This is a genomic window from Maledivibacter halophilus (assembly GCF_900167445.1).
Classification (GTDB): domain Bacteria; phylum Bacillota; class Clostridia; order Peptostreptococcales; family Caminicellaceae; genus Maledivibacter; species Maledivibacter halophilus.
Genome location: NZ_FUZT01000003.1, coordinates 317,855 through 340,333, shown reverse-complemented (window position 1 = coordinate 340,333; position 22,479 = coordinate 317,855). Strand labels below are relative to the sequence as shown.

General features: G+C 36.0%; 29 protein-coding genes and 1 pseudogene. All 30 read left to right on the top strand.

The features are described 5' to 3' along the window. The first annotated feature begins 68 nt into the window (after positions 1-68). On the top strand, positions 69-278 hold the full coding sequence (locus B5X81_RS07635; protein WP_079490666.1) for a hypothetical protein: 210 nt from the start codon (positions 69-71) through the stop codon (positions 276-278). Continuing rightward, a complete protein-coding gene (locus B5X81_RS07630) occupies positions 256-546 on the top strand; it encodes a hypothetical protein (RefSeq protein ID WP_139380271.1) in 291 nt (96 codons plus the stop codon). The genes B5X81_RS07635 and B5X81_RS07630 overlap by 23 nt, the downstream gene beginning before the upstream one ends. Next, on the top strand, positions 539-1,654 hold the full coding sequence (locus tag B5X81_RS07625) for a DUF2800 domain-containing protein (RefSeq protein WP_079490662.1): 1,116 nt from the start codon (positions 539-541) through the stop codon (positions 1,652-1,654). Before B5X81_RS07630 ends, B5X81_RS07625 begins: the two co-directional genes overlap by 8 nt. Next, a complete protein-coding gene (locus B5X81_RS07620; RefSeq protein ID WP_079490661.1) occupies positions 1,655-2,200 on the top strand; it encodes a DUF2815 family protein in 546 nt (181 codons plus the stop codon). It abuts the gene before it with no gap. Next, a complete protein-coding gene (locus B5X81_RS07615; RefSeq protein WP_330397350.1) occupies positions 2,118-4,133 on the top strand; it encodes a DNA polymerase in 2,016 nt (671 codons plus the stop codon). The genes B5X81_RS07620 and B5X81_RS07615 overlap by 83 nt, the downstream gene beginning before the upstream one ends. Positions 4,134-4,215: 82 nt before the next feature. Next, the gene (locus tag B5X81_RS07610; RefSeq protein ID WP_079490658.1) at positions 4,216-4,962 is read left to right on the top strand and encodes a phage antirepressor; all 747 of its coding nucleotides are present in this window, start codon (positions 4,216-4,218) and stop codon (positions 4,960-4,962) included. Further along, entirely contained in the window at positions 4,955-5,353 is a 399-nt protein-coding gene (locus tag B5X81_RS07605) for a DUF7768 domain-containing protein (RefSeq protein ID WP_079490656.1), read from the top strand. Before B5X81_RS07610 ends, B5X81_RS07605 begins: the two co-directional genes overlap by 8 nt. After that, entirely contained in the window at positions 5,350-7,578 is a 2,229-nt protein-coding gene (locus tag B5X81_RS07600; RefSeq protein ID WP_079490655.1) for a phage/plasmid primase, P4 family, read from the top strand. Before B5X81_RS07605 ends, B5X81_RS07600 begins: the two co-directional genes overlap by 4 nt. A 128-nt stretch (positions 7,579-7,706) precedes the next feature. After that, the gene (locus tag B5X81_RS07595; RefSeq protein WP_079490653.1) at positions 7,707-7,994 is read left to right on the top strand and encodes a VRR-NUC domain-containing protein; all 288 of its coding nucleotides are present in this window, start codon (positions 7,707-7,709) and stop codon (positions 7,992-7,994) included. 103 nt (positions 7,995-8,097) lie between these two features. Then, positions 8,098-9,351, top strand: a complete 1,254-nt coding sequence (locus tag B5X81_RS07590) for a DEAD/DEAH box helicase (protein ID WP_330397355.1) — start codon at positions 8,098-8,100, stop codon at positions 9,349-9,351. A 2-nt stretch (positions 9,352-9,353) separates the two neighbouring features. Next, positions 9,354-9,722: a hypothetical protein gene (locus B5X81_RS28090; protein ID WP_244282026.1), complete on the top strand. Its 369-nt coding sequence runs from the start codon at positions 9,354-9,356 to the stop codon at positions 9,720-9,722. After that, complete coding sequence (locus B5X81_RS07580; protein ID WP_079490652.1) at positions 9,712-10,131, top strand: DUF1492 domain-containing protein; 420 nt, start codon at positions 9,712-9,714, stop codon at positions 10,129-10,131. The genes B5X81_RS28090 and B5X81_RS07580 overlap by 11 nt, the downstream gene beginning before the upstream one ends. A 190-nt stretch (positions 10,132-10,321) precedes the next feature. Next, positions 10,322-10,588 (top strand): annotated as a pseudogene (locus B5X81_RS28665) (hypothetical protein); the annotation flags it as partial. Positions 10,589-10,837: 249 nt separating this feature from the next. Beyond that, positions 10,838-12,076 (top strand): site-specific DNA-methyltransferase, encoded by a 1,239-nt coding sequence (locus tag B5X81_RS07570; RefSeq protein ID WP_079490648.1) that lies wholly within the window; start codon positions 10,838-10,840, stop codon positions 12,074-12,076. A 144-nt stretch (positions 12,077-12,220) separates the two neighbouring features. Beyond that, complete coding sequence (locus B5X81_RS07565) at positions 12,221-12,913, top strand: hypothetical protein (RefSeq protein ID WP_079490646.1); 693 nt, start codon at positions 12,221-12,223, stop codon at positions 12,911-12,913. Continuing rightward, positions 12,906-13,094, top strand: a complete 189-nt coding sequence (locus B5X81_RS07560) for a hypothetical protein (protein ID WP_079490644.1) — start codon at positions 12,906-12,908, stop codon at positions 13,092-13,094. Before B5X81_RS07565 ends, B5X81_RS07560 begins: the two co-directional genes overlap by 8 nt. 96 nt (positions 13,095-13,190) lie before the next feature. Next, positions 13,191-14,084 (top strand): amidoligase family protein, encoded by an 894-nt coding sequence (locus B5X81_RS07555; protein ID WP_079490642.1) that lies wholly within the window; start codon positions 13,191-13,193, stop codon positions 14,082-14,084. 110 nt (positions 14,085-14,194) lie between these two features. After that, entirely contained in the window at positions 14,195-14,656 is a 462-nt protein-coding gene (locus tag B5X81_RS07550) for a gamma-glutamylcyclotransferase family protein (RefSeq protein ID WP_079490640.1), read from the top strand. Between the two features lie 128 nt (positions 14,657-14,784). Next, complete coding sequence (locus tag B5X81_RS07545) at positions 14,785-15,261, top strand: phage terminase small subunit P27 family (protein ID WP_079490638.1); 477 nt, start codon at positions 14,785-14,787, stop codon at positions 15,259-15,261. 4 nt (positions 15,262-15,265) lie between these two features. Beyond that, the gene (locus B5X81_RS07540; RefSeq protein ID WP_079490636.1) at positions 15,266-16,870 is read left to right on the top strand and encodes a terminase large subunit; all 1,605 of its coding nucleotides are present in this window, start codon (positions 15,266-15,268) and stop codon (positions 16,868-16,870) included. Between the two features lie 13 nt (positions 16,871-16,883). Then, entirely contained in the window at positions 16,884-18,161 is a 1,278-nt protein-coding gene (locus tag B5X81_RS07535) for a phage portal protein (protein WP_079490634.1), read from the top strand. Next, positions 18,136-18,852, top strand: a complete 717-nt coding sequence (locus B5X81_RS07530) for a head maturation protease, ClpP-related (RefSeq protein WP_079490632.1) — start codon at positions 18,136-18,138, stop codon at positions 18,850-18,852. The genes B5X81_RS07535 and B5X81_RS07530 overlap by 26 nt, the downstream gene beginning before the upstream one ends. A 32-nt stretch (positions 18,853-18,884) precedes the next feature. Continuing rightward, the gene (locus B5X81_RS07525; protein ID WP_079490631.1) at positions 18,885-20,060 is read left to right on the top strand and encodes a phage major capsid protein; all 1,176 of its coding nucleotides are present in this window, start codon (positions 18,885-18,887) and stop codon (positions 20,058-20,060) included. Positions 20,061-20,103: 43 nt separating this feature from the next. Beyond that, positions 20,104-20,391, top strand: coding sequence for a head-tail connector protein (locus B5X81_RS07520; protein WP_079490629.1), 288 nt, complete (start codon positions 20,104-20,106; stop codon positions 20,389-20,391). Beyond that, positions 20,388-20,714, top strand: a complete 327-nt coding sequence (locus tag B5X81_RS07515) for a phage head closure protein (RefSeq protein WP_079490628.1) — start codon at positions 20,388-20,390, stop codon at positions 20,712-20,714. The genes B5X81_RS07520 and B5X81_RS07515 overlap by 4 nt, the downstream gene beginning before the upstream one ends. 1 nt (position 20,715) lies before the next feature. Further along, positions 20,716-21,078, top strand: coding sequence for an HK97-gp10 family putative phage morphogenesis protein (locus B5X81_RS07510; protein ID WP_244282032.1), 363 nt, complete (start codon positions 20,716-20,718; stop codon positions 21,076-21,078). Next, entirely contained in the window at positions 21,075-21,401 is a 327-nt protein-coding gene (locus B5X81_RS07505; RefSeq protein ID WP_079490625.1) for a hypothetical protein, read from the top strand. Before B5X81_RS07510 ends, B5X81_RS07505 begins: the two co-directional genes overlap by 4 nt. After that, positions 21,401-21,967: a major tail protein gene (locus B5X81_RS07500; RefSeq protein ID WP_079490623.1), complete on the top strand. Its 567-nt coding sequence runs from the start codon at positions 21,401-21,403 to the stop codon at positions 21,965-21,967. The genes B5X81_RS07505 and B5X81_RS07500 overlap by 1 nt, the downstream gene beginning before the upstream one ends. Before the next feature lies 1 nt (position 21,968). Then, positions 21,969-22,268: a phage tail assembly chaperone G gene (gene gpG / locus B5X81_RS07495; protein ID WP_079490622.1), complete on the top strand. Its 300-nt coding sequence runs from the start codon at positions 21,969-21,971 to the stop codon at positions 22,266-22,268. 11 nt (positions 22,269-22,279) lie between these two features. Continuing rightward, the gene (locus B5X81_RS27310; RefSeq protein ID WP_170917320.1) at positions 22,280-22,435 is read left to right on the top strand and encodes a hypothetical protein; all 156 of its coding nucleotides are present in this window, start codon (positions 22,280-22,282) and stop codon (positions 22,433-22,435) included. The last annotated feature ends 44 nt before the right edge of the window (positions 22,436-22,479 follow it).

The window sequence follows — 22,479 nt, the reverse complement described above, 5'->3', positions numbered from 1 at the left end:
CGAATATTACCTTTCAGATGGTTTATAGCGAAGGGGCAAATAAGCCATCTTCGAAAGGGGGAAAAAGTATGAAACACAATTTAAAAATAAGTGTTTCTGATGAAGGCACTACTCGCCTTGTAAGATGTAAGAAAACATCCATCAGAGAGAAATTTCTTAATCTCTTATTTGGTGAGAGTAAAAGAGTCACCGTAATCATTCCAGGTGATACAGTACAGGAACTATCTATTACTGAAGAAGAGGAAGGAGGAGAAAATGTCACGAATGAAATTTATTAATGAAGTAGTAAGCCAAGCACAGGATTGTATAGATTCTCTGTCTGAACTAATTGCTATGCTTGAGTCCAATAACAGTCCAAAGAAGGAAGCTGAAAAGGCCTATTCCTTGGAAGAAGTAAGAGCGGTTCTCGCTGATTTAAGTCGGAGTGGTTTTACAGATGATGTTAGAAAGCTCATTAAAGATTATGGAGCAAACAAGCTATCTGAAGTTGAATCATCTAGGTATGCTGACTTGATGAAGGATGCCAAGGTGATCGGTCATGACTAGTCATGCATATCTATCTCCTTCATCTAGTGAGAGATGGATATCTTGTCCACCATCAATAAAGCTATCGGAAAAATTTCAAGAAGAGTTTAGCTCCTATGCAAGGGAAGGAACAGAAGCCCATGCTCTGTGTGAACATAAGCTTAAAAAACTCTTAGGACTTGAAAGCAAAGACCCAACTGAAAACTTAGAGTTCTACAATGAAGAGATGGAAGATTGTGCAGAAAGCTATGCCACTTATGTAATGGAAGTCATATCAAGGTATAGAGAACCTCTAGTTCTAATTGAAGAGAGACTTGATTTATCTAAGTTTGCCAAAGAAAGCTATGGAACAGCTGATGCAATCATTGTTACAGATGGAGAGCTCCATGTAATTGACTATAAGCATGGTCAAGGAATTTTAGTAGATGCAAATCAAAATACCCAGCTAATGCTTTATGGTCTTGGAGCACTTGATCTATTTGATGGAATCTATGACATAGAAAAAGTGACCATGCACATCTACCAGCCAAGACGAGAGAACATCTCAACTTTTGAAATAGTAGCAGACAAGCTTTATAGGTGGGCTGAAGAAGTAATTATTCCTAAATCTAAATTAGCCTTTAATGGTGAAGGTGAGTTTGAGTCTGGAGACTGGTGCAGATTTTGTAAAGCAAAGAGCATCTGTAGGGAAAGAGCAAATGTGGCACTAGAAATTGCTAGATGTGAGTTTAAACTTCCACCCCTTCTATCAGATGAAGAGGTAGAAGAGGCTCTAAAACATGTAGACCAGATCGAATCTTGGATTAAAGACATAAAAGACTATGCTTTTAAAAGAGCACTTGAAGGTAGGAAATGGACTGACTTTAAACTTGTAGAAGGACGCAGTAATAGAAGATATATAGATGAAGATAAAGTTGCTCGTCTAGTAGAAGCAGAAGGTTTTGACCCCTATGAGAAAAAGCTCAAAGGCATTACATCTATGACTAAGTTATTAGGTAAAGAGAAATTTAATGATTTACTATCTGGTCTACTTGAGAAACCAAAGGGAAAAACAACCCTAGTAGCTAGGTCAGATAAAAGACAAGAGATTGAAACTGTAAAAGATGAATTCCAAAAGGAGGAAATATAAATGAGAAATAAAACGAAGGTAGTAACAGGAGTAGTAAGACTATCATATGCCCATGTGTGGGAACCACATTCAGTGCAAGGAGGCAAAGAAAAATACTCTGTATCACTAATTATCCCAAAGTCAGATACAAAGACCATTGAAAAGATTGAAAATGCCATTGATGCTGCTATTGAGGAAGGCATAGGTAGATTTGGAGGAAAGAAACCAAAGAAGGCAGCTTTAAAACTTCCTCTTCGTGATGGGGATGTAGAAAAAGATGATGCAGCATACAAGGATTCATATTTTGTAAATGCAAACTCCATAACAGCACCACAGATTGTAGATGGAAATGTGGAACCTATCCTAGATCGTTCTGAAGTATACAGTGGTGTCTATGCTAGGGTGTCTATTAGCTTCTATGCATTTAATGTAAATGGGAACAAAGGTGTGGCTTGTGGGCTAGGCAATATCCAAAAGGTAAAAGATGGAGAACCACTCGGTGGAAGAAGCAGTGCAGCAGACGACTTTGAAAGTCTTGAAGATGATGATGATGACTTTTTATCCTAAAAGAATATTCATTGATTTAGAAACATTTTCATCAACAGATTTATCTAAATGTGGAGTATATAAATATGCAGAGAGTGAGGATTTTGAAATCCTCCTCTTTGCTTATTCTGTTGATGGTGGCAAGGTAAGTGTAATTGATTTAGCTAGTGGTGAGAAGATTCCAAGAGAAATACTAAATGTATTAAAAGATGATTCAGTAGAAAAATGGGCCTTCAATGCAAACTTTGAACGTATATGTCTTTCAAGGTATTTAGGTAAGAAGTTGAATCCTGATTCATGGTATTGCACTATGGTTTGGTCTCTATATTTAGGACTTCCATTATCTCTTGAAAATGTAAGTAAAGTACTCGGTTTAGAAAAACAAAAATTAAGTGAAGGTAAAAACCTCATTAGATATTTTTGTATGCCATGTAAACCAACTAAAACTAATGGTAAAAGAACTAGAAATCTTCCAAGCCATGACCCAATAAAGTGGGAGACCTTTAAGGAATATAACAAACGAGATGTAGAGACAGAACTTGCCATCCATGAAAGGTTATCACATTTTCCACTTCCTAATAATGAATGGGATCATTATCATCTAGACCAAGAGATAAATGATAGAGGAATTGAAATTGATAACACTCTAGTAGAAGAAGCAATTTGCTTTGATGATAAGCTACGAGAAGAAAACATGAATAGAGCCATCGAACTTACTGGGCTTGAAAATCCAAATTCACCAATGCAATTAAAAGAGTGGTTAAATAAAAAAGGATTAGAGATAGATTCATTAGCTAAAAAGAAAGTTGAGGCTGCACTTGAAACAGCTACAGGTGATGTAAAAGAAGTGCTTGAATTAAGACAGGAACTCTCCAAGTCTAGTGTTAGGAAATACACATCTATGGAAAATGTTGGGGGAAATGATAAAAGAGTTAGAGGCCTAATTCAGTTCTATGGTGCAAATCGAACAGGAAGGTATTCAGGCAGATTAATACAAGTCCAAAACTTAAGAAGAAACAATTTAAAAGACTTAAAGCTTGCTCGAGGTCTTGTAAGAGATAGTGAGTATGAAACCATTGAACTTTTATTTGATAGCCCATCAGATGTATTATCTCAACTTATAAGAACAGCATTTATTCCAAAAGAAGGTTACAGGTTTATAGTATCGGACTTCTCAGCTATTGAGGCCAGAGTCCTATCCTGGCTTGCAGACGAGAGGTGGAGAATGGATGCCTTTCAAGATGGCAAAGACATTTATTGTGAATCAGCATCTAGAATGTTTGGTGTTCCAGTAGAAAAGAATGGTGTAAATGGCCACTTAAGACAAAAAGGTAAACAAGCTGAGCTTGGCTGTGGTTATGGTGGTTCTATTGGAGCACTTAAGGCAATGGGTGCAATTGAAATGGGAATTGAGGAAGATGAACTACAGACAATAGTTGATTCCTGGCGAGAAGCCAATCCTAACATAGTCCAACTTTGGTGGGATATAGATAAGGCAATTAAAAATGTAATAAAGACAAGAAGCAAAATCAAATTTAAAAACCTAGCTCTCTCTTATGAAAAAGGTATTCTCTTTATTAAGCTTCCTAGTGGTAGAAGGCTTTCATACGTCAAACCAAGAATGGGAACGAACAGGTTTGGTGGTGAGTCCATCACCTATGAAGGGACAGGCCTCGGAAACAAGTGGGAAAGGATAGAAAGCTATGGTGCTAAATTTGTAGAGAATATTGTACAGGCTATCTCAAGGGATATTTTAGCAGAAGCCATGATGAGATTAAGTAAAGAAGGATTTGAAATTGTAATGCATGTCCATGATGAGGTAGTAATAGAAGCACCAATAGGAAGATCCAGTATTGAAGAAGTAAATGAAATTATGAAAGTTCAGCCTATCTGGGCAAAAGGACTAATACTTGATGCAGATGGTTTTGAATGTGAATTTTATCAAAAAGATTAATATTGCCCGTCCGAATTGACCCTCTCCTATGGATTATAGCGAGAGGGTTTTTCCTCTTAATAAATTATAGGAGGTTCATAAGATGAATGAACTAAAGATATTTGAAAATGAAGAATTTGGACAGGTAAGGATGGTGACTGAGAAAGACGAACCATGGTTTGTAGCGAGTGATATATGTAAGTCACTTGATATCGCAAATACTACTCAAGCCATGGGCAGGTTGGATGATGATGAGAAGTCTATGTTGAACATAGGGTTATCTGGAGGGGCTACTAACTGTGTTAATGAGTTTGGTCTTTATAATCTTATCCTTGCAAGCAGAAAACCTAGTGCAAAGAAATTTAAACGCTGGATTACTCATGAGGTATTACCATCTATAAGAAAGACTGGTGGATACATTCAGGTTAAGGATGATGATTCTAATGAGGAAATTCTTTCAAAGGCACTGCTTATTGCTCAGAAGACCATCGAACAGAGAAATGCTCGTATTGAAGAAATGAAGCCAAAGGAGCTCTTTGCAGATGCTGTAAGTACTAGTAATACAACCATATTAATTGGTGAACTTGCAAAAATCCTAAAGGCAAATGGTATGGATACTGGTCAGAATAGGCTCTTTGAAAGGCTGCGTCAAGATGGGTTTTTAATCAAGAGAAAAGGAACGGACTATAATGCTCCAACACAAAGAGCTATGGAACTAGGACTTTTTAGAGTAAAGGAAACAGCTATCACTCATTCTGATGGCCATGTAACTATTTCAAAAACTACAAAGGTAACAGGTAAAGGTCAACAATATTTTATTGAATATTTTTTAGGAGGTCGCCATGAATAAATATAATTCTGAGGGTTATCTGGACTTAACACCCTACTATGCTTTAAGTAAGATTCGTTCAGAGGGCTTTCGTCCTCTGGTATATATCTGCTCTCCATATCGTGGTGAAGTAGAAGAAAATGTTAAAAATGCAAGAGCTTTTTCCAGGTTTGCTGTAGATAAGAATGCAATACCCTTTGCTCCACATCTTCTCTTTCCTCAATTTATGGATGATGACAATGATAAAGAAAGGGATCTTGCTATGTTTATGAACTCAATTTTTCTAAGAAAGTGTCAAGAAATCTGGGTTTTAGATGGATATATTTCTGAAGGCATGCAAGAAGAGATTAAGCTTGCAGAAAAATACAGAAAGACCATTAGATATTTTACTCTAGAGGAGGTATTAGATTGAAATTGTATGTATCAAACACTCGAGGAGATATAAAAAACTGCCTTTATTCTAATGAAGTTATAGTCACCGATACTCGGTCTTTGGAAAAGGCTGCTCAACATGACCATGTCATGGCTAAATATAAAAACAATTATCGCTCAAAAGGTAATTTCGTTGAGTCAGACTGCATTGCAATGGATTTAGATAATGACTATAGCGATAATCCAAAAGACTGGAAAGATATTGGGGATTTAAAGGATGTATTTAAAGATGTAGAGTTTGCTGTTGTATATAGCAGAAACCATATGAAGGAAAAAGAAAACAAGGCTCCTAGGCCAAGGCTTCATATCTACTTTCCTATTCCAAGGGTTACAGACATCAAAGAATATGAAAGTTTAAAAGAAAGACTAGCTTACTACTATCCATTCTTTGATAGAAATGCACTAGATGGAGCCAGACTCTTCTTTGGTGTAGAAAATCCAGTAGTAGAGATCGTTAGTGGTAGAAAGCTTGTTACTGAACTTTTAGAAGATGACTTTGAAGCTTGGGATGCAGCCCAAGATGAAATCCAAGAAGGCAATCGTAACAATACTATGAGCCATTATGCTGGACGAGTTCTTATTAGATACGGCAATACAGAACAAGCAAAAGAGCTATTTAATAAAAAGGCAGAGCTTTGTAGTCCTCCGTTACCAGATGAAGAACTTGAACAAATCTGGCAGAGTGCCTTAAAGTTTGGAAAAAAGATTAGCTCAAATGAGGATTACATCCCACCTGAAAAGTATAATACGGAGTTTAACTTAAAACCATCTGAGTATTCCGATGTAGGCCAAGCTGAGGTATTTGTAAGAGAGTATGAAGACAGACTTCGCTACTCTCCATCAACAAAATATTTAGTATATAACGATGGCTACTGGGAGGAGTCTGATTTAAAAGCACATGGCTTATCTCAAGACCTGGCTAATAGACAAGTTGAAGAAGCTGATATTGCACTTAAAAAAGCAAGAGATGAAATGAGGAAAAATGGAGCTTTAGGTTTGCTAGAAAGCCTAACTACCAAAAAAGCAGTTTCACTCTTTAGCAAAGAGCAGACTCATTCATATAACCAGTACCTGATGGCAGAAAACTATAAGAAATATGCTATCAAACGAGGTGACACTAGAGCAATTCATGCAACTACAAAAGAGGCAATGCCTATGTTAGAAATAGAACAAAAGGAACTAGATCAAGACGAGTTCTTATTAAACACTCCATCTTATACCATTGACTTAAGAACGGGAGAGAAAATGGAACATGATCCACTTCATTTCATTACCAAACAAACAATGGTAGACCCAAGTGACGAAGGTAAAAGTTTGTGGGAAGAAGCCCTTGGTACATTCTTCTGTGGTGATGATGAACTCATGAACTATGTTCAAAAAGTAGCAGGTCTTGCTACCATAGGAAAAGTCTATGTAGAAGCTTTGATTATTGCTTATGGGGAAGGAAGGAATGGTAAGTCCACATTTTGGAATGTAATAGCAAGAGTTCTTGGAAGTTACAGTGGGTCAATATCTGCAGATATTCTTACAGTAGGTTGTAAGAGAAATGCAAAACCTGAGCTGGCTGAAGCTAGAGGGAAAAGACTTCTTATTGCTGCAGAACTTGAAGAAGGGATGAGGCTTTCTACATCCAATGTAAAACAGCTTAGTTCTACAGATGAGATACATGCTGAAAAGAAATATAAGGCACCATTTAAGTTTACTCCATCCCACACCTTAGTACTTTATACAAACCATTTACCAAAGGTAGGTGCAATGGATGAAGGAACATGGAGAAGACTTATAGTTATTCCTTTTGAAGCAAAGATTGAAGGAAAATCAGATATTAAAAACTATAGTGATTATCTCTTCCATAATGCTGGGGGTGCAATTCTTAAATGGGTTATTGATGGAGCTAAGAAGGCTATTGAAGATGACTATAAGTTTAAGCTTCCAGTAAAAGTTGAAAGTGCCATCAATAAATACAAGTCAGATAATGACTGGATATCTAGATTCTTTGAGGACTGTTGTGAGATTGATGAATCTTTCTCATCTAAGTCTGGGGAGTTTTATAGCGAGTATAGAGCTTTCTGTATGAGAACAGGTGAATACGCCAGAAGCACTTCTGACTTTTATAATGCACTGGAGACTGAAGGCTTTGAAAGAAAGAGAACAAGCAAAGGTAGTTTTGTTCTAGGTATAAGGTTAAAGTCTGAATTTATATAAAAATGTAGGTCAATGAAGCTTATATATAAAACTTTTTATAATAAATAAAAAAATAAAATAATAATAAATAGTTATATATATAGGTTACAGAGACCTACACATCATCTGATGAGAGGAAGAAAACTCAAGTGTTGGAAAAAGATATAGAAAGAAAACTAGTTAAAGAAACTAAAGCCTGTCAGGGGATGTGTCTTAAATTTATCTCCCCATCTTTGACGGGGATACCCGATCGAATCATACTACTCCCAGAAGGAAAGATAGGCTTTGTAGAAGTTAAGGGTCCAGGTAAAAGACCAAGACCTATTCAGATAAAGAGAATAAAAGAATTAAGGGAATTAGGATTTAAGGTTTTTGTTCTTGATAATAAAAGTGATATTAAAAAGATACTTGATGAAATCGGAGGTGATGCCCAGTGAAGTTCATACCACATGAATACCAAAGATATGCTATTAACTATATTCAAGACAAGCCTATCTCTGCCATTCTACTTGATATGGGCTTAGGTTAGGTAAAACCGTAATCAGTCTTACAGCGATTAAAAATCTATTATTTGACTCATTTGAAGTATCAAAAGTTTTAATTATAGCTCCTTTAAGAGTAGCGAAAGTTACATGGCCTTCTGAAATAGAAAAATGGGAACACCTAGATATTATTAACTATTCACTTGCTATTGGCAGTAAAGAAGAAAGGTTAAAAGCTTTAAAGACCAAAGCAGATATCTATCTTATCAATCGGGAGAATATAGACTGGCTGATTAATAAGAGTGGACTTGTCTTTGATTACGACATGGTTGTCATTGATGAGCTATCAAGCTTTAAGTCCCATAGGTCAAAGAGGTTTAAATCACTTATGAAGGTTAGACCTAAGGTTAAAAGGATGGTAGGACTAACAGGAACTCCAAGTTCTAATGGTTTGATGGACTTGTGGGCAGAGTTTCGAATCCTGGATATGGGGGAAAGGCTTGGTCGCTTTATTGGACAGTATAGAGAAACTTACTTTAAACCAGATAAAAGAAATGGAGCAATCGTCTATTCTTACAAACCACTAGCTTTTGCTGAAGATGCTATTTATGAAAAGATATCAGATATTACAGTTTCAATGAAATCAGAAGACTATTTAGATATGCCTGTTCTTATAACTAATGAGCTAATAGTTCATCTTTCAGAAAAGGAAAGAGAAGTCTATGAAACATTAAGAAAGGAATTAGTTGTAAGTATTAAAGATAAAGAAATAGATGCTATCAATGCAGCTGCTCTATCTAATAAACTCCTTCAGATGGCAAGTGGTGCAGTCTATGATGAGGATAAGAATTTTATACAAGTTCACGATAGAAAGCTTGATGCCTTAGAAGATTTAATTGAAGGAGCTAATGGCAAACCAGTACTAGTTGCCTACTGGTTTAAACATGACCTTGAAAGAATAAAAAATAGATTTGATGTAAGAGAGTTAAAAACATCTAAGGATATCAAGGATTGGAATGAGGGAAATATTTCAGTTGGTCTTATCCATCCACAATCTGCAGGACATGGCCTTAACCTTCAAGCTGGAGGATCAACTCTCATATGGTTTTCTCTTACTTGGTCATTAGAGCTTTATCAACAAACCAATGCGAGGATATATAGGCAAGGTCAAAATGAAACGGTAGTAATTCACCACATCATTGCTAAAGGAACTATTGATGAGAATGTTATAAAAGCACTTAATAAAAAGAATGTAGGTCAAGAAGAATTACTAGAAGCTGTTAAAGCTAGATTAGAAAAGGGGGACTTATAGAGATGAGTAAAGAGAAAATCATTAAAGAACTTAAAAACTATAGAGAAACAATGCCTAGACAAACTCTCAAAACCATAAGAGGTCAGGCAATTGCAGGTGATATAGAAGGAGCTAGTAAAGGATTTAATAAAGAGATTAAAAAGCTAGAAGGCAGAAGTGTTGAAGATTGCTTTGCTTATACAAGTAGAGGATGTAAAGCCTTAAAGGTAAAGAACTGTCAAGGTTGTAACTTCTATAAAACAAAGGAAGAAGCCGAAGCTGGTAGGATTAAGGTAATGGAAAGAATTATGTCCTTAGATAAAGATAGAAGGGATCACATTATTGAAACCTACTATGGTGGAAAGATGGGAGGTAATTTAGATGAATGCTAAAGAATATCTATCCCAGGCTATATGGCTTGACCAGAGAATAAATAGTAAGTTAGAGCAGAAGGAACAGCTGGAAGCACTAGCTACAAGAGTTACGGTGAACTTTACTCAAGAGAAGGTATTAGGAGGAAGAGCTACTACAAGTCCTATGGAAGATGCAACAGTGAAATTAATAGATTTATGTCATGAGATAAATGATGATATAGATGAACTGATAAGATTAAAAGCAGAAATATTAGAAACCATCAGTAAAGTTGATGACCCTGTTAGTCAACTATTACTGCAGATGAGATACATTGAAGCTAAAACATGGGAAGAGGTAGCTTATGCTTTAGACTATAATAACAGAACAGTATTTAAGATACATGGCAGAGCATTAAAAGAAATAGAAAAAATACAAAATGGGCAGTAAAGGGCATAGAATGGCACACCCAATATGTAGTATAGTATAAGATGTAAAGGTATAGAAAATTAAAGACACCAGAGCATTGTAGAATAGGCCAAGGTTATATCGATACGATTCCAAGGAAACGCAATGTTGGCTCTAAGAGATTAAATTCTTTTAGGGCTTTTTCTATGCCTATTTATAGGAGTTGATAAAGATGCCAAGGAGACCACTTAAACCATGCAAGCATCCACAGTGTCCTAATCTAACTGAAGGATACTATTGTGAAGAGCATAAAGAAGAGATGGAATTCAAACCAAAGCAGAGTAAACATAAGAAACTATATAATAGCACTCGCTGGCAAGACTTGAGACGATATAGATTAAATACACAACCACTCTGTGTTGAGTGTTTGAAGAAGAATAGGATTACACCAGCAACGGTAGTAGACCACATAAAGCCACACAAAGGAAATGAGAACCTATTCTATGACTTTAACAATTTACAATCCCTGTGCAAGTCCTGTCATGATAGAAAGACCGCCAAGGAAGACGGCAGATGGAGGAGAAGGGTTTATACTTACTAGCCCCTAGGGCGGGTCATATAATTTAAAACTCTATTCTTCAGGAACGGGGCGGCCCCTTCGTGTGAGAATTCGCGAAATTCACTAGGGGGGGTATAAGGATTTTAGGACCTATATTTTAGGTGCTTTTTTAATTTTGGAGGTGGAATATTGAAAACAACGGAAGAATTAAAATTAATAGATATAGACGAATTAATACCCTATGCAAATAATGCTAGAACTCATGATAAAGAGCAAATTAATAAATTAAGAAGTAGTCTTAGGGAATTTGGTTTTGTAAATCCAGTTTTAATTGATAAGGATAAAAGTATTATTGCTGGCCATGGCAGGGTAATGGCTGCAAGAGAAGAAGGAATAAAAAGGGTTCCATGTGTATTAGTGGAGCATTTAACAGATGCCCAAAAGAAAGCATATATTTTAGCAGATAATAGACTGGCTCTAGATGCTGGTTGGGATGACGAGATATTGGCTTTAGAGCTAGAAAGTTTAAAGGAAATGGATTTTAATATAGACTTTACTGGATTTGATGCTGCAGAGATAGATGATCTATTTTCTAGAATCCATGATAAAAATACAGAAGATGATGACTTCGATATAGATAAAGCTTTAGAAGATGAAGCAGTTTCAAAGTTAGGAGATATTTGGCTACTTGGAAAACATAGGCTGATTTGTGGTGATAGTACTAAAGCTGAAACATACGAAAGACTAATGGAAGGAAAGAAAGCAAATCTCTGCGTAACAGATCCTCCTTATGGAGTTTCCTATGAAGGTACAGCAGGTACAATCCAAAACGATAGCCTACAAGATAAGGAGTTTTATGAGTTTTTATTTGATGCCTTTAGAAACATAGAAAGCAATATGGCAGATGATGCTTCAATCTATGTTTTCCACGCAGACACTAAGGGATATATTTTTAGAAAGGCCTTTCAAGATGCTGGCTTTTATCTTTCAGGGGTCTGCCAATGGGTAAAACAATCCTTGGTTTTAGGAAGAAGCCCGTATCAGTGGATGCATGAACCCATCCTATTTGGATGGAAGGGAAAGGGAAGACATAGATGGTATTCAGATAGAAAACAAACCACTGTATGGAATTTTGATAGACCTACAAAATCAGAACTCCATCCAACTATGAAGCCAGTACCCTTAATAGCTTACCCAATAAAAAACAGTTCATCTAATAACAGTATAATCCTTGAGCCTTTTGCTGGTAGTGGTTCTACACTAATAGCCAGTGAGCAGCTAGATAGAATTTGCTATGCAATTGAACTGGATGAAAAATATACAGATGTAATTGTAAAAAGATATATTGAGTTTATAGGAACTGATGAAGATGTGTATTTAACAAGAGATGGAAAGAAAATCAAATATAGCGAAATTACAAAAGAATAACCAATAATCCTAGCCCACAGTTTCCCCTGTAAGGGCTTTTTATTTATCTTTCGAATAAACCCTTGGTGCTTTTTTAAATAAAACTTGCTTTATACATCCCTTTGAGTGATATATGTAAGTAACAAAATCACAGGAGGGATTCAAATGGATAGAAAGAAGAAAGTTAAATTATTAGGTGAACATTTTGGTGTAAAGCCTAAGTACCTAGGAGCACCAAGTTTTGCATATGAAATTGAAACACCTAAAGAAATTTATACTATTGATAGGGAGGGAAGGATCATGATACCTGCAGGAGAAGAAATAGAATTTGAAGAACTAATTGCTGGACCAGAAGAAAGCCTTAGTTATGAATTAGAAATACCTATGGATGGCCATAGTGGAAGAAGCTTAAGGAATATTGTGAATATGATTTACAGCAGACAGCCTTTAATTAAAAAGGCACTGAATATAGAAGAAAACATAGTAGAAGAAGACCTTGTTATTAAAATCAACGAGGCAGATATTAAGAGCATAGATAGTCTTGAAAGAGCAATGAAGGATATTGATGACCTAGACCATCCAGGAATAAAATTTAACTTCCAAGATAAAACCATAATCTTTAAGCATACAGGAACAGAAGCAGCTACCTGGCTTTTTGCATTAATAAATAAAAATGCTAAGGCCCAAAAAAGAGCTTTAGCTAAGGTGAAAGCTACTGATAATGAAAAATATACTTTTAGAACTTGGCTAACAAGACTAGGAATGGTGGGGGATGAATATAAAGAAATTAGAAAAGAGCTTCTCCAAAATTTAAGTGGAAACTCTGCCTTTAGAAAGCCAGGTGAAAGTTATGAGTAAACCTAAATGCAAATTAATTGGTGAAGATGGGAATGTTTTTAGCCTTATGGCTATTGCTTCAAAAACCTTAAAAGAAGCTAAAATGAAAGATAAAGCAGATGAAATGGTGGAAAAGGTAATGGCTTCAGGTTCTTACCTTGAAGCTTTAGCCGTTATTTCTGCATATGTTGAAATAGTGTAAAATACTGTGTTTCTTTTGAAAATAGTATTTGCTATTTACCCCTTTCTGAGTGATATATGTATGTAACAAAAAACACACAGGAAGGGGATAAATAGAGTGCTTACAAGAAACTTTGGAATTGAAATTGAATTTACAGGAGTAACAAGAGAAAAAGCAGCAAGAACTGTAGCTGAACATTTAGAAGGAAGCATTAGAAAGACAAATGGAAACTACAAAGTAGTAGGACCAGACGGAAGAACCTGGCAGGTAGTTTATGACGGAAGCCTAAGATGCCAAAGAAAAGTAAATGGCCAGAGGACATCAGCAGGAAGAGAATACAGCGTAGAAATTGTTAGCCCAATCTTAACCTACCAAGAAGACATTAAAAGTTTGCAAGAGCTAGTAAGGAAAATAAGAAAGGCAGGAGGATTTGTAAATAACTCGGCAGGAATACACATTCACCTAAATGGAGCCGACCACACTCCAAAATCTCTTCGCAACTTTGTAAACATTATCTACTCAAGGAACGACCTACTTTACAACAGCCTACAAATAGAACCAAGCAGAATAAGATATTGCAAAGCCCTAGATGAAAAACTGGTAGAAAGAATGAAAAAGAAAAGGCCAACTAGCTTTAAAGAAATAGAAGACATTTGGTACGAAGGCTACTACCAAGGAAGAAGCAGACATTACCACGATAGCCGTTACCATTTCCTAAACTTACACAGCTTTTTCAACGGAGTAGGAACAGTAGAACTTAGGGGATTTAACGGAAGTCTTCACGCAGGAAAAATTAGAACATACATCCTTTTAGCCCTAGCCATGAACAACCAAGCCTTAACCCAAAAGTCTGCCAGCACCAAGAAGCCACAGATAGAAAACCCAAAGTTTGCAATGAGAACCTGGCTTAACAGAATTGGCTTTATAGGTGACGAGTTCAAAAACCCAAGGGAGCATTTAGTAAAGCACCTAGAGGGAAGTGCAGCTTGGAGGTTTCAGGACTTAGCTTAAACACAGGAGGGGGGAAACCCCTCTTAAGGCTTAAAGAAGGGTATAAACCCTCGAGGCTTAAATAAAAAGGGCACACAGGCCAAACTGTGGCGAGAGAAAGGAAGATGAAAATGGATAAAAGGCTATATATAGCCTATGGTTCAAACTTAAATGTAGAGCAGATGACATACAGATGTCCTACTGCCAAGGTTTATGGAAAGGGAATATTAAAAGGCTACCACTTACTTTTTAAAGGAAGGCCAGATAATGCTTACCTAACCATAGAACCTAAGGTAAATAGAGAAGTACCAGTTGTGATTTGGGATTTAAAACCAGAAGATGAAATATCCCTGGATAGGTATGAAGGCTACCCCAGTTTTTACTATAAAGAAGATGTACCAGTGGAGCTGGAAACAGGTGGAGTAGTAGAAGCCATGGTCTATATTATGACTAACAAAATAAAGGATAGAATAAACTTAAACCTTCCAAGTGAATATTATCTAAATGCAGTAAGTGAAGGATATGAGGAATTTGGATTTGATTTAAAATATCTTGAAGAAGCCATTGAATTAAGCAAAATTAAGAAAAACTGAGGCCACAGTTTCCCCTGTAAGCCTTTTAAATAGGGGCCTAGGGATAAAGGGTCGAGGAAATTTAAATAGAAAAGTTCAAAGGAGCCTAAGTTTGGGCTTCTTTTTCTTATAGATTTGGAGGTGATAGCATGGCGAATAGAGGAAGAACACCAAAGCCAACTGCACTAAAGATATTAGAAGGTAATCCTGGAAAGAGACCACTTAATGAAAATGAACCTAGGCCAGAGAAAAAAGCTCCAGAATGTCCGTCATGGCTTGAACCTGAAGCTAAAAAGGAATGGGAAAGAATGGCTGATATTATGGAGGGAATAGGAATATTAACTGAGATAGATATGACAGCTTTTGCAGGCTACTGCCAGGCCTATGCTAGATGGAAGGAAGCTGAAGAATTTCTATCTAAACATGGAACCATATTTAAAACTCCATCAGGATATATTCAGCAGGTTCCTCAAGTGTCCATAGCACAAACCTATCTTAAGGTTATGAAGGACTTTGCATCCCAATTTGGGCTTACCCCTGCATCAAGAACTAGGATTCAAGTAAATACAGAAAACACGGACACTGATGATCCAATGGAGAGAATGTTAAGAAGTGCTGGGAAGTGATAGTATGACCGATAAGTTCACTCCTACAAAATTCATGCTACCCACATCCAGCTATGATAAAAAAAGGGCTGAATATGTAGTTAGTTTTATAGAGAACTTAAAACACACAAAAGGTAAGTGGCATAACAAACCATTTATTCTTCTTCCCTGGCAAAAGGAAATAATCAGGAATCTATTTGGTGTAATAAAGGAAGATGGATATAGGCAATTTACAACTGGATATGTGGAAATACCAAAGAAGCAAGGGAAGACAGAACTAGGAGCTGCCCTTGCTTTATATATGCTTACAGCAGATGGAGAGTGGGGAGCTGAAATATATAGCTGTGCAGCAGATAGAGCTCAGGCAAGTTTAATCTATCAAGTAGCAGTAGATATGATAGGCTTATCACCTGCACTACAGAAGAGGCTTAAGATAGTAGCTTCACAAAAGAGAATAGTTTATCCTGCTATGAATTCATTTTATCAAGTACTATCATCTGAAGCTTTTAGTAAACATGGGATAAACCCTCATGCAGTACTCTTTGATGAAATCCATGTAGCTAATAGAGAAATGTTTAATGTAATGACCCATGGAGCAGCAGATGCAAGAAGGCAACCTTTAAACTTTCTAATTACAACAGCAGGAAATGATAGACATAGCATTGGATTTGAAGTTCACCAAAAAGCAGAAGATATAATAAAGGGAAGAAAAGTAGACTCATCCTTTTATCCAGTTATCTATGCAGCAGATGAAGGAGATGATTGGACAGACCCTAAGGTTTGGAGAAAAGCTAACCCATCTTTGGGAGTAACAGTTCAGGAAGAAAAGATGGCAATAGCCTGTGAAAGTGCAAAACAAAACCCAGCAGAGGAGAACCTCTTCCGTCAACTAAGGCTAAATCAGTGGGTAAAGCAGTCAGTAAGATGGATGCCAATGCATAACTGGGAGATGTGTTCTACACCAGTAGATGCTGAGAAATTAAAAGGCAGAGAATGTTATGGTGGACTAGACCTTTCAAGCTCCATTGATATTACAGCTTTTGTATTAGTTTTTCCTCCAATACCAGATGATGATAAATACTATGTACTCCCATACTTTTGGATACCTGAGGAAAATATGAATTTAAGGGTTAGAAGGGATCATGTACCTTATGATATTTGGGAAAGGGAAGGCCATCTTAAAACAACAGAGGGAAATGTTATTCACTATGGGTTTATAGAAAAGTTTATAGAAAAACTCTGGGAAGATTACAACATCAAGGAAATAGCCTTTGATAGATGGGGAGCTGTTCAGATGACACAAAATCTAGAAGGTGCAGGATTTACTGTAGTTCCTTTTGGACAAGGATATAGGGATATGAGTCCACCTACAAAAGAGTTGATGAAGCTAGTACTTGAAAAAAGAATAGCTCATGGAGGACACCCAGTACTATCTTGGATGATGGATAATATACACATTAGAACAGACCCTGCAGGAAACATAAAGCCAGATAAGGAGAAGTCTACTGAAAAGATAGATGGAGCTGTGGCTATGATTATGGCATTAGATAGAGCAATAAGAAATGAAGGAAGTAAGTTTAATATAAATGAAAATTCAACAGAGGAAATGTTAGATAAACTTTGGGGCTAGGGGGTGATGGCATTTGAGTGTATTTAATAAGATAAGAACACTGTTTAACACTAGAGCAGAATCTGAAGCAGTATCATTAAATGATAGAAGGCTACTTGAAATGCTAGGGATTGAACCAGGAGAATTAAACTTCAAAGGTAAAAATGCCCTAAAAGAAGCAACTGTGTTTTCCTGCATCAGAATATTGGCTGATAGTATAGGTAAATTACCAACTAAGGTATACAGAAGTAATGATGGAAGGCAGGTTGATACAAGTCATTATCTAACACCAATTTTAAAGATTAGACCAAATCCTTGGATGAATTCTAGGGATTTTTTTAAAGCCTTGGAAGTACAAAGAAATCTTTATGGAAATTCCTATGCCTGGATTGATTTTGAAACTAAAGGTAGAGATGCAGGTAAAGTTACAGGAATATATCCACTAGACAGCACCAAGGTTCAAATATTTATAGATGATGTGGGGCTGCTGCCAAAGAAGGGAAAGCTCTGGTATGTATATACAGATAATAAAGGTACTGAGTATAGAATAGATCCAGATGAAATATTACACTTCAAAGGATTAACGGTTGATGGAATAGTTGGAATGACTCCACTAGAGCAATTAAAGAACACCATAGAAAATGCAGGTGCTGCTAGTGAATATTTAAATAATAGTTTTAAAACTGGACTTCAAACTAAAGGCATTATTCACTATATTGGAGATTTAAACCCAGAGGCTCAAAGGGTGTTTAGAGAAAGATTTGAACAGATGGCAAGTGGACTTAAAAATGCAAATAGGGTATCCCTTCTTCCTATAGGATATCAGTTCCAACCACTGAGTCTAACAATGGCAGATGCACAGTTTATAGAAAACACTCAGCTAACAGTTAAGCAAATAGCTGCAGCCTTTGGGGTAAAGAACCATCAACTTAATGATTTAGATAGAGCAACTCATACCAATGTAGAGCATCAGCAAAGGGAATTTTATGTAGATACTTTGATGGATATATTAACAGGATATGAGCAGGAACTGACATATAAATTATTTACACAGCGAGAGTTAGAAGAAGGCTACTATATTAAGTTTAATGTAAATGCCATACTTCGTGCTGACCCTAAAACAAGATACGAAGGATATAGAATTGCTATCCAATCAGGCTTTATGACAGCCAATGAAGTTAGGGCATTAGAAGAATTAGAAACCAAGGAAGGTGGAGATAGGCTACTTATAAATGGAAACATGATGCCTATTGAAATGGCAGGAGAGCAGTATATGAGAGGTGGTGATGGAACTGAAAGGGAAAAAGAATAAGAAATTCTGGAACTTTAAATCCTTAGATAAAAACCAAGGGGAGCTGACACTATACGGTGAAATATCAAATGAAACTTGGTGGGGAGATGAAGTAACTCCTAAAGAATTTAAAGCTGATTTAGATAATCTTGGGGATGTAGACACATTAAATATCTACATTAACTCTCCAGGAGGAGATGTTTTTGCTGGTCAGACTATTTACTCAATCCTTAAAAGACATAAGGCACAGAAAAATGTATATATTGATGGACTCGCAGCTAGTATTGCAAGTGTCATAGCTATGGCAGGCAATACTATTTTTATGCCTAAAAACTCAATGATGATGATTCATAACCCTTGGACAATAGGAATGGGTAATGCAGCTGACTTTAGAAAATTAGCTGAGGACTTAGATAAGATTAGGGAAAGCCTTATTGCAGCTTATGAAAACCAATCCATGTTAACAAGAGATGAAATTATAGAGATTATGGATAATGAAACATGGCTTACTGCCAAGGAATGCGAAGAATACGGATTTTGTCATGTGGTAGAAGAGGAAAAGAAAATAGCTGCATCTGTAGATATGGATGTATTGGGGAGATATAGAAATACACCTAAAGCGTTAATACAAGAGCCAAAACCAGATAATGATGTGCAAGAAAACAATCAAAAATCTATAAAACAGAAACTATTAATCGAACTAGAGCTTTAGGCTCTTTTTTAATTTGAGGAGGATGAATATTTATGAGTAAAGAATTAAGAGAACTACTTCAAAGCTTAGAAGAAAAGAAGGCGAAGGTAAGAAATCTAATAGCTGAGGATAAGGTAAGTGAAGCTGAAAATATGATGGAAGAAGTAAGAGCGTTACAAAAGAAAGTGTCAATGCAGCAGGAATTAGAAGCAGCTGAAGCTTTTAATTTAGATGATGCAACACCAATAAATAATGTAGAAAGGGATCTAGAAGCAGAATACAAAAGAGTATTTTTAAAAGGGCTAAGAAGACAAAGAATAACAGCAGATGACTATAGCATTATCAATGAATATAAATCTAGTATTGTCCATGAAGGTGGAGTAAGCACAGATGCTGATGGAGATTTAGGAATTATAGTACCTGAAGATATTCAAACTCGTATCAATAAGATTATGAGAACTATGAATGATCTATCTGTCCATGTAAGAAATGAAAGAGTAAATGCACTATCAGGTTCTAGGGTCTTAGAAAAAGATGAAGATATGGTTCCTTTTCAAGTTGTAGATGAATATGGAGAGATTCAAGAAATAGACAATCCAAAGTTTACACCAGTAAGCTATAAGCTAATTAAAAGGGCAGGATACCTTCCAATTACTAATGAATTACTAAGGGATACAGACCAAAATATCCTAGCCTATATTACCCAATGGATTGCTAAAAAGCACATGGTAACTAAGAACGGATTGATTTTATCTGTATTAAATTCTCTATCAAGTAAAGACCTAAAAGACATAAATGCAATAAAGAAGGTATTAAATGTAGACTTAGATCCAGCCTTTTCTTTATCTAGCTCTATTATCACCAATCAAGATGGATTCCATTGGCTAGATGAACAGGAAGACATTAATGGAAGACCACTTCTTCAAGAAGATATTACACAGCCTGGAAAGAAGATATTTAAAGGTAGACCAATTATAGTAGTGGCTAATAGAACTCTACCTTCCACAGGTACTACTACAGTAAAGGCTCCATTTATAGTAGGAAATTTTAAAGAATTAATGGTTCTATTTAATAAAGGCACCTATGAACTAGCTTCTACAAATATTGGTGGAGATGCATGGAGAAGAGATACAACTGAACTTAGAACTATAACTCGTGATGATTGTGTTAAATGGGATGAAACTGCAGCAGTATTTGGTAAACTTACTATTTCAACAACTGGAGCATAAGAGGTATTATACTTCTTGCTCCTTTTTTATTGGAGGGACTTAGATGCTTATTACCCTAGATGAAGCAAAGGAATATTTAAGAATAGATGGAGATGAGGATAATACCCTAATAAATACACTTATAAAAGTTTCAGAAGAATATCTTAAAAATGCAACAGGTAGAAGCTTTGATGATACAAATAATCTAGCTAGGCTCTTTTGTCTAATCCTAGTAGTAGATTGGTATGAAAACAGAGGTCTTACAGCTGGAAAAGTAGGAGATAAGATAAGGCCTGTAATTAATAGTATGTTAGCCCAGCTTAATTACTGTTATGAGGGAGTGGAAGAATGAACCCAGGCGAATTAAGACATAGGATAACACTACAAAGATTAACTACCACCACCAATGAAAATGGATTTGAAATAGAAGAATGGACAGATGTAAAAACAGTATGGGCTAGTATAACTAACCTTCATGGTAGAGAATACTATGAGGCTGCAGCAGTTCAAGCAGAGAATACAGTTAAATTTACTGTTAGATACCTTAAAGATTTAGACACATCTATGAGGATTCTATTTAAGGATAAGGAGTACAATATCACTTCAATAGATAATATAAAATATGAAAATAAATTGATGGAAATTAAGGCTATGGAGGTAGATTTAAGTGGCTGATATGAAAGTTGAAGGAATGGAGAACCTACTAGCTGAAATAGAAAAGCTAGGACAAAAAGGATCTAGAATTGAAAACAAAGCCTTAAGAGAAGCTGGAGATGTAGTTAAAGAATCCATAAAAAAAGAAGTACCAGTAAGGACAGGAAAACTAAAACAAAGCATTACTGCATCTAGAGTTAAAACTAAGGATGGAGTAAAGAGGGTGGAAGTAGGTCCAGATAAGGATGGATATTATGGGAAGTTTGTGGAATTTGGAACTGTAAAGATGAAAGCTAACCCCTTTATGTCCAGAGGTTATGAAACCTCTAAAGAGGAAGCCATGGAGGCGATTGAGAAAAATTTAAAAGAAGGTCTAGGCTTATGAGTATAAATAAGAAAGTTATATCAGCTTTAAAAGATATAGGGGTTCCAGTAAGATTTCAAACCTATAGTGGCGATGAAGAAACCTATATCACTTTCTTCATCTATCTAGATAAGCCTGAGCTACATTCTGATGATAAAGAATTAATTAATGGATATTATGTTCAGATAGATATCTGGAGTAAGGAAGATTATACAGATTTAGTAGATACCGTTTATACAAGAATAATAGATGCTGGATTTACTAAATTAAACTTTTATGATTTATATGAAGAGGATACAAAGACTTATCACAAAGTAATGAGATTTTTTAAGGAGGTCATATAATGGCACAAGTAGGACTTAATGATTTACATTTTGCAATATTAACAGAAGACACAAAAGAAGCTTTGACATATGAATTACCAGAGGATTTAGTGGGAGCAATTAATGCAACCATAAACCCTACAGTAAATACCCAAGAAGTCTATGCTGATGATCAATTATGGGAGTCCATTTCAGCATTAGGTAAAATTGATGTAGAAGTAGAAACTGCCGATTTACCATTGCAGACAAGGGCAAAGATATTAGGAAATAAGATAGTGGATGGTGTATTAATAGAGAATAAGGCTGATGTTCCACCACATATTGCATTGGGATTCAAGAGCTTAAAGTCTAATGGAAAGTATAGATATGTATGGCTTTTAAAAGGAGTATCTCAACCTTTAGCAGAGGATTATTCGACAAAAAAGGACAATGTAGAGCATAAAACACCTAAGCTTAAACTAACCTTTATGCCAAGGCTTCATGATGGAGAATGGAAACATACTGCTGATGAAGATAGCGAGGATTTCCTAGGAGCAGAATCATGGTTTGCTAGTGTTCCAGGAGATACTACTGTAGTGGGAGGTTAATATGGAGATTATATTAAAAAGAGATAAGAAGGATAAAACTTATGTAGCTTCATTTATATCAGCTAGAATGGTTAGAAGAACTATAGAAGTATCAAATGGAATAAACTTTGAGAGTCTTTCACCTGAAGAGTTGGATAAGCTGATTGACTATATTGTTGAGCTGTTTGGTAATCAATTTACAAGAGATGATGTCTATGATGGCCTTTCATCAAAAGATTTAATTCCTACTATCACAAAATGCATCAATGAAGTAGTTGGACAAATGACAGAGACAACTAAAGGTGATGAAAAAAACGAATAGAGGGGAATGCCATGGAGCCCCAAGAATTTATAGATAAGTTCTACCTAGCACTTTTAGATAAAGGCTGGACACTAAATGAAATTGACTCCATGGATATGATGTATTATTTGAAGCTATTAACTAGAAAGCTTGGAAGTGAAAAAGTATATATTGATGATATTTTATAGCACCTAGGAGTTAGGTGTATTTTTTATGCCAAAAGGTGGTGAGG

Coding starts and splice junctions, on each gene's coding strand:
- B5X81_RS07635 (WP_079490666.1), top strand. CDS start 69: ATGAAACACAATTTAAAAATAAGTGTTTCTGATGAAGGCACTACTCGC.
- B5X81_RS07630 (WP_139380271.1), top strand. CDS start 256: ATGTCACGAATGAAATTTATTAATGAAGTAGTAAGCCAAGCACAGGAT.
- B5X81_RS07625 (WP_079490662.1), top strand. CDS start 539: ATGACTAGTCATGCATATCTATCTCCTTCATCTAGTGAGAGATGGATA.
- B5X81_RS07620 (WP_079490661.1), top strand. CDS start 1,655: ATGAGAAATAAAACGAAGGTAGTAACAGGAGTAGTAAGACTATCATAT.
- B5X81_RS07615 (WP_330397350.1), top strand. CDS start 2,118: ATGGAGAACCACTCGGTGGAAGAAGCAGTGCAGCAGACGACTTTGAAA.
- B5X81_RS07610 (WP_079490658.1), top strand. CDS start 4,216: ATGAATGAACTAAAGATATTTGAAAATGAAGAATTTGGACAGGTAAGG.
- B5X81_RS07605 (WP_079490656.1), top strand. CDS start 4,955: ATGAATAAATATAATTCTGAGGGTTATCTGGACTTAACACCCTACTAT.
- B5X81_RS28090 (WP_244282026.1), top strand. CDS start 9,354: ATGAGTAAAGAGAAAATCATTAAAGAACTTAAAAACTATAGAGAAACA.
- B5X81_RS07580 (WP_079490652.1), top strand. CDS start 9,712: ATGAATGCTAAAGAATATCTATCCCAGGCTATATGGCTTGACCAGAGA.
- B5X81_RS07565 (WP_079490646.1), top strand. CDS start 12,221: ATGGATAGAAAGAAGAAAGTTAAATTATTAGGTGAACATTTTGGTGTA.
- B5X81_RS07560 (WP_079490644.1), top strand. CDS start 12,906: ATGAGTAAACCTAAATGCAAATTAATTGGTGAAGATGGGAATGTTTTT.
- B5X81_RS07550 (WP_079490640.1), top strand. CDS start 14,195: ATGGATAAAAGGCTATATATAGCCTATGGTTCAAACTTAAATGTAGAG.
- B5X81_RS07545 (WP_079490638.1), top strand. CDS start 14,785: ATGGCGAATAGAGGAAGAACACCAAAGCCAACTGCACTAAAGATATTA.
- B5X81_RS07540 (WP_079490636.1), top strand. CDS start 15,266: ATGACCGATAAGTTCACTCCTACAAAATTCATGCTACCCACATCCAGC.
- B5X81_RS07530 (WP_079490632.1), top strand. CDS start 18,136: ATGGAACTGAAAGGGAAAAAGAATAAGAAATTCTGGAACTTTAAATCC.
- B5X81_RS07525 (WP_079490631.1), top strand. CDS start 18,885: ATGAGTAAAGAATTAAGAGAACTACTTCAAAGCTTAGAAGAAAAGAAG.
- B5X81_RS07520 (WP_079490629.1), top strand. CDS start 20,104: ATGCTTATTACCCTAGATGAAGCAAAGGAATATTTAAGAATAGATGGA.
- B5X81_RS07515 (WP_079490628.1), top strand. CDS start 20,388: ATGAACCCAGGCGAATTAAGACATAGGATAACACTACAAAGATTAACT.
- B5X81_RS07510 (WP_244282032.1), top strand. CDS start 20,716: ATGAAAGTTGAAGGAATGGAGAACCTACTAGCTGAAATAGAAAAGCTA.
- B5X81_RS07505 (WP_079490625.1), top strand. CDS start 21,075: ATGAGTATAAATAAGAAAGTTATATCAGCTTTAAAAGATATAGGGGTT.
- B5X81_RS07500 (WP_079490623.1), top strand. CDS start 21,401: ATGGCACAAGTAGGACTTAATGATTTACATTTTGCAATATTAACAGAA.
- gpG (WP_079490622.1), top strand. CDS start 21,969: ATGGAGATTATATTAAAAAGAGATAAGAAGGATAAAACTTATGTAGCT.
- B5X81_RS27310 (WP_170917320.1), top strand. CDS start 22,280: ATGGAGCCCCAAGAATTTATAGATAAGTTCTACCTAGCACTTTTAGAT.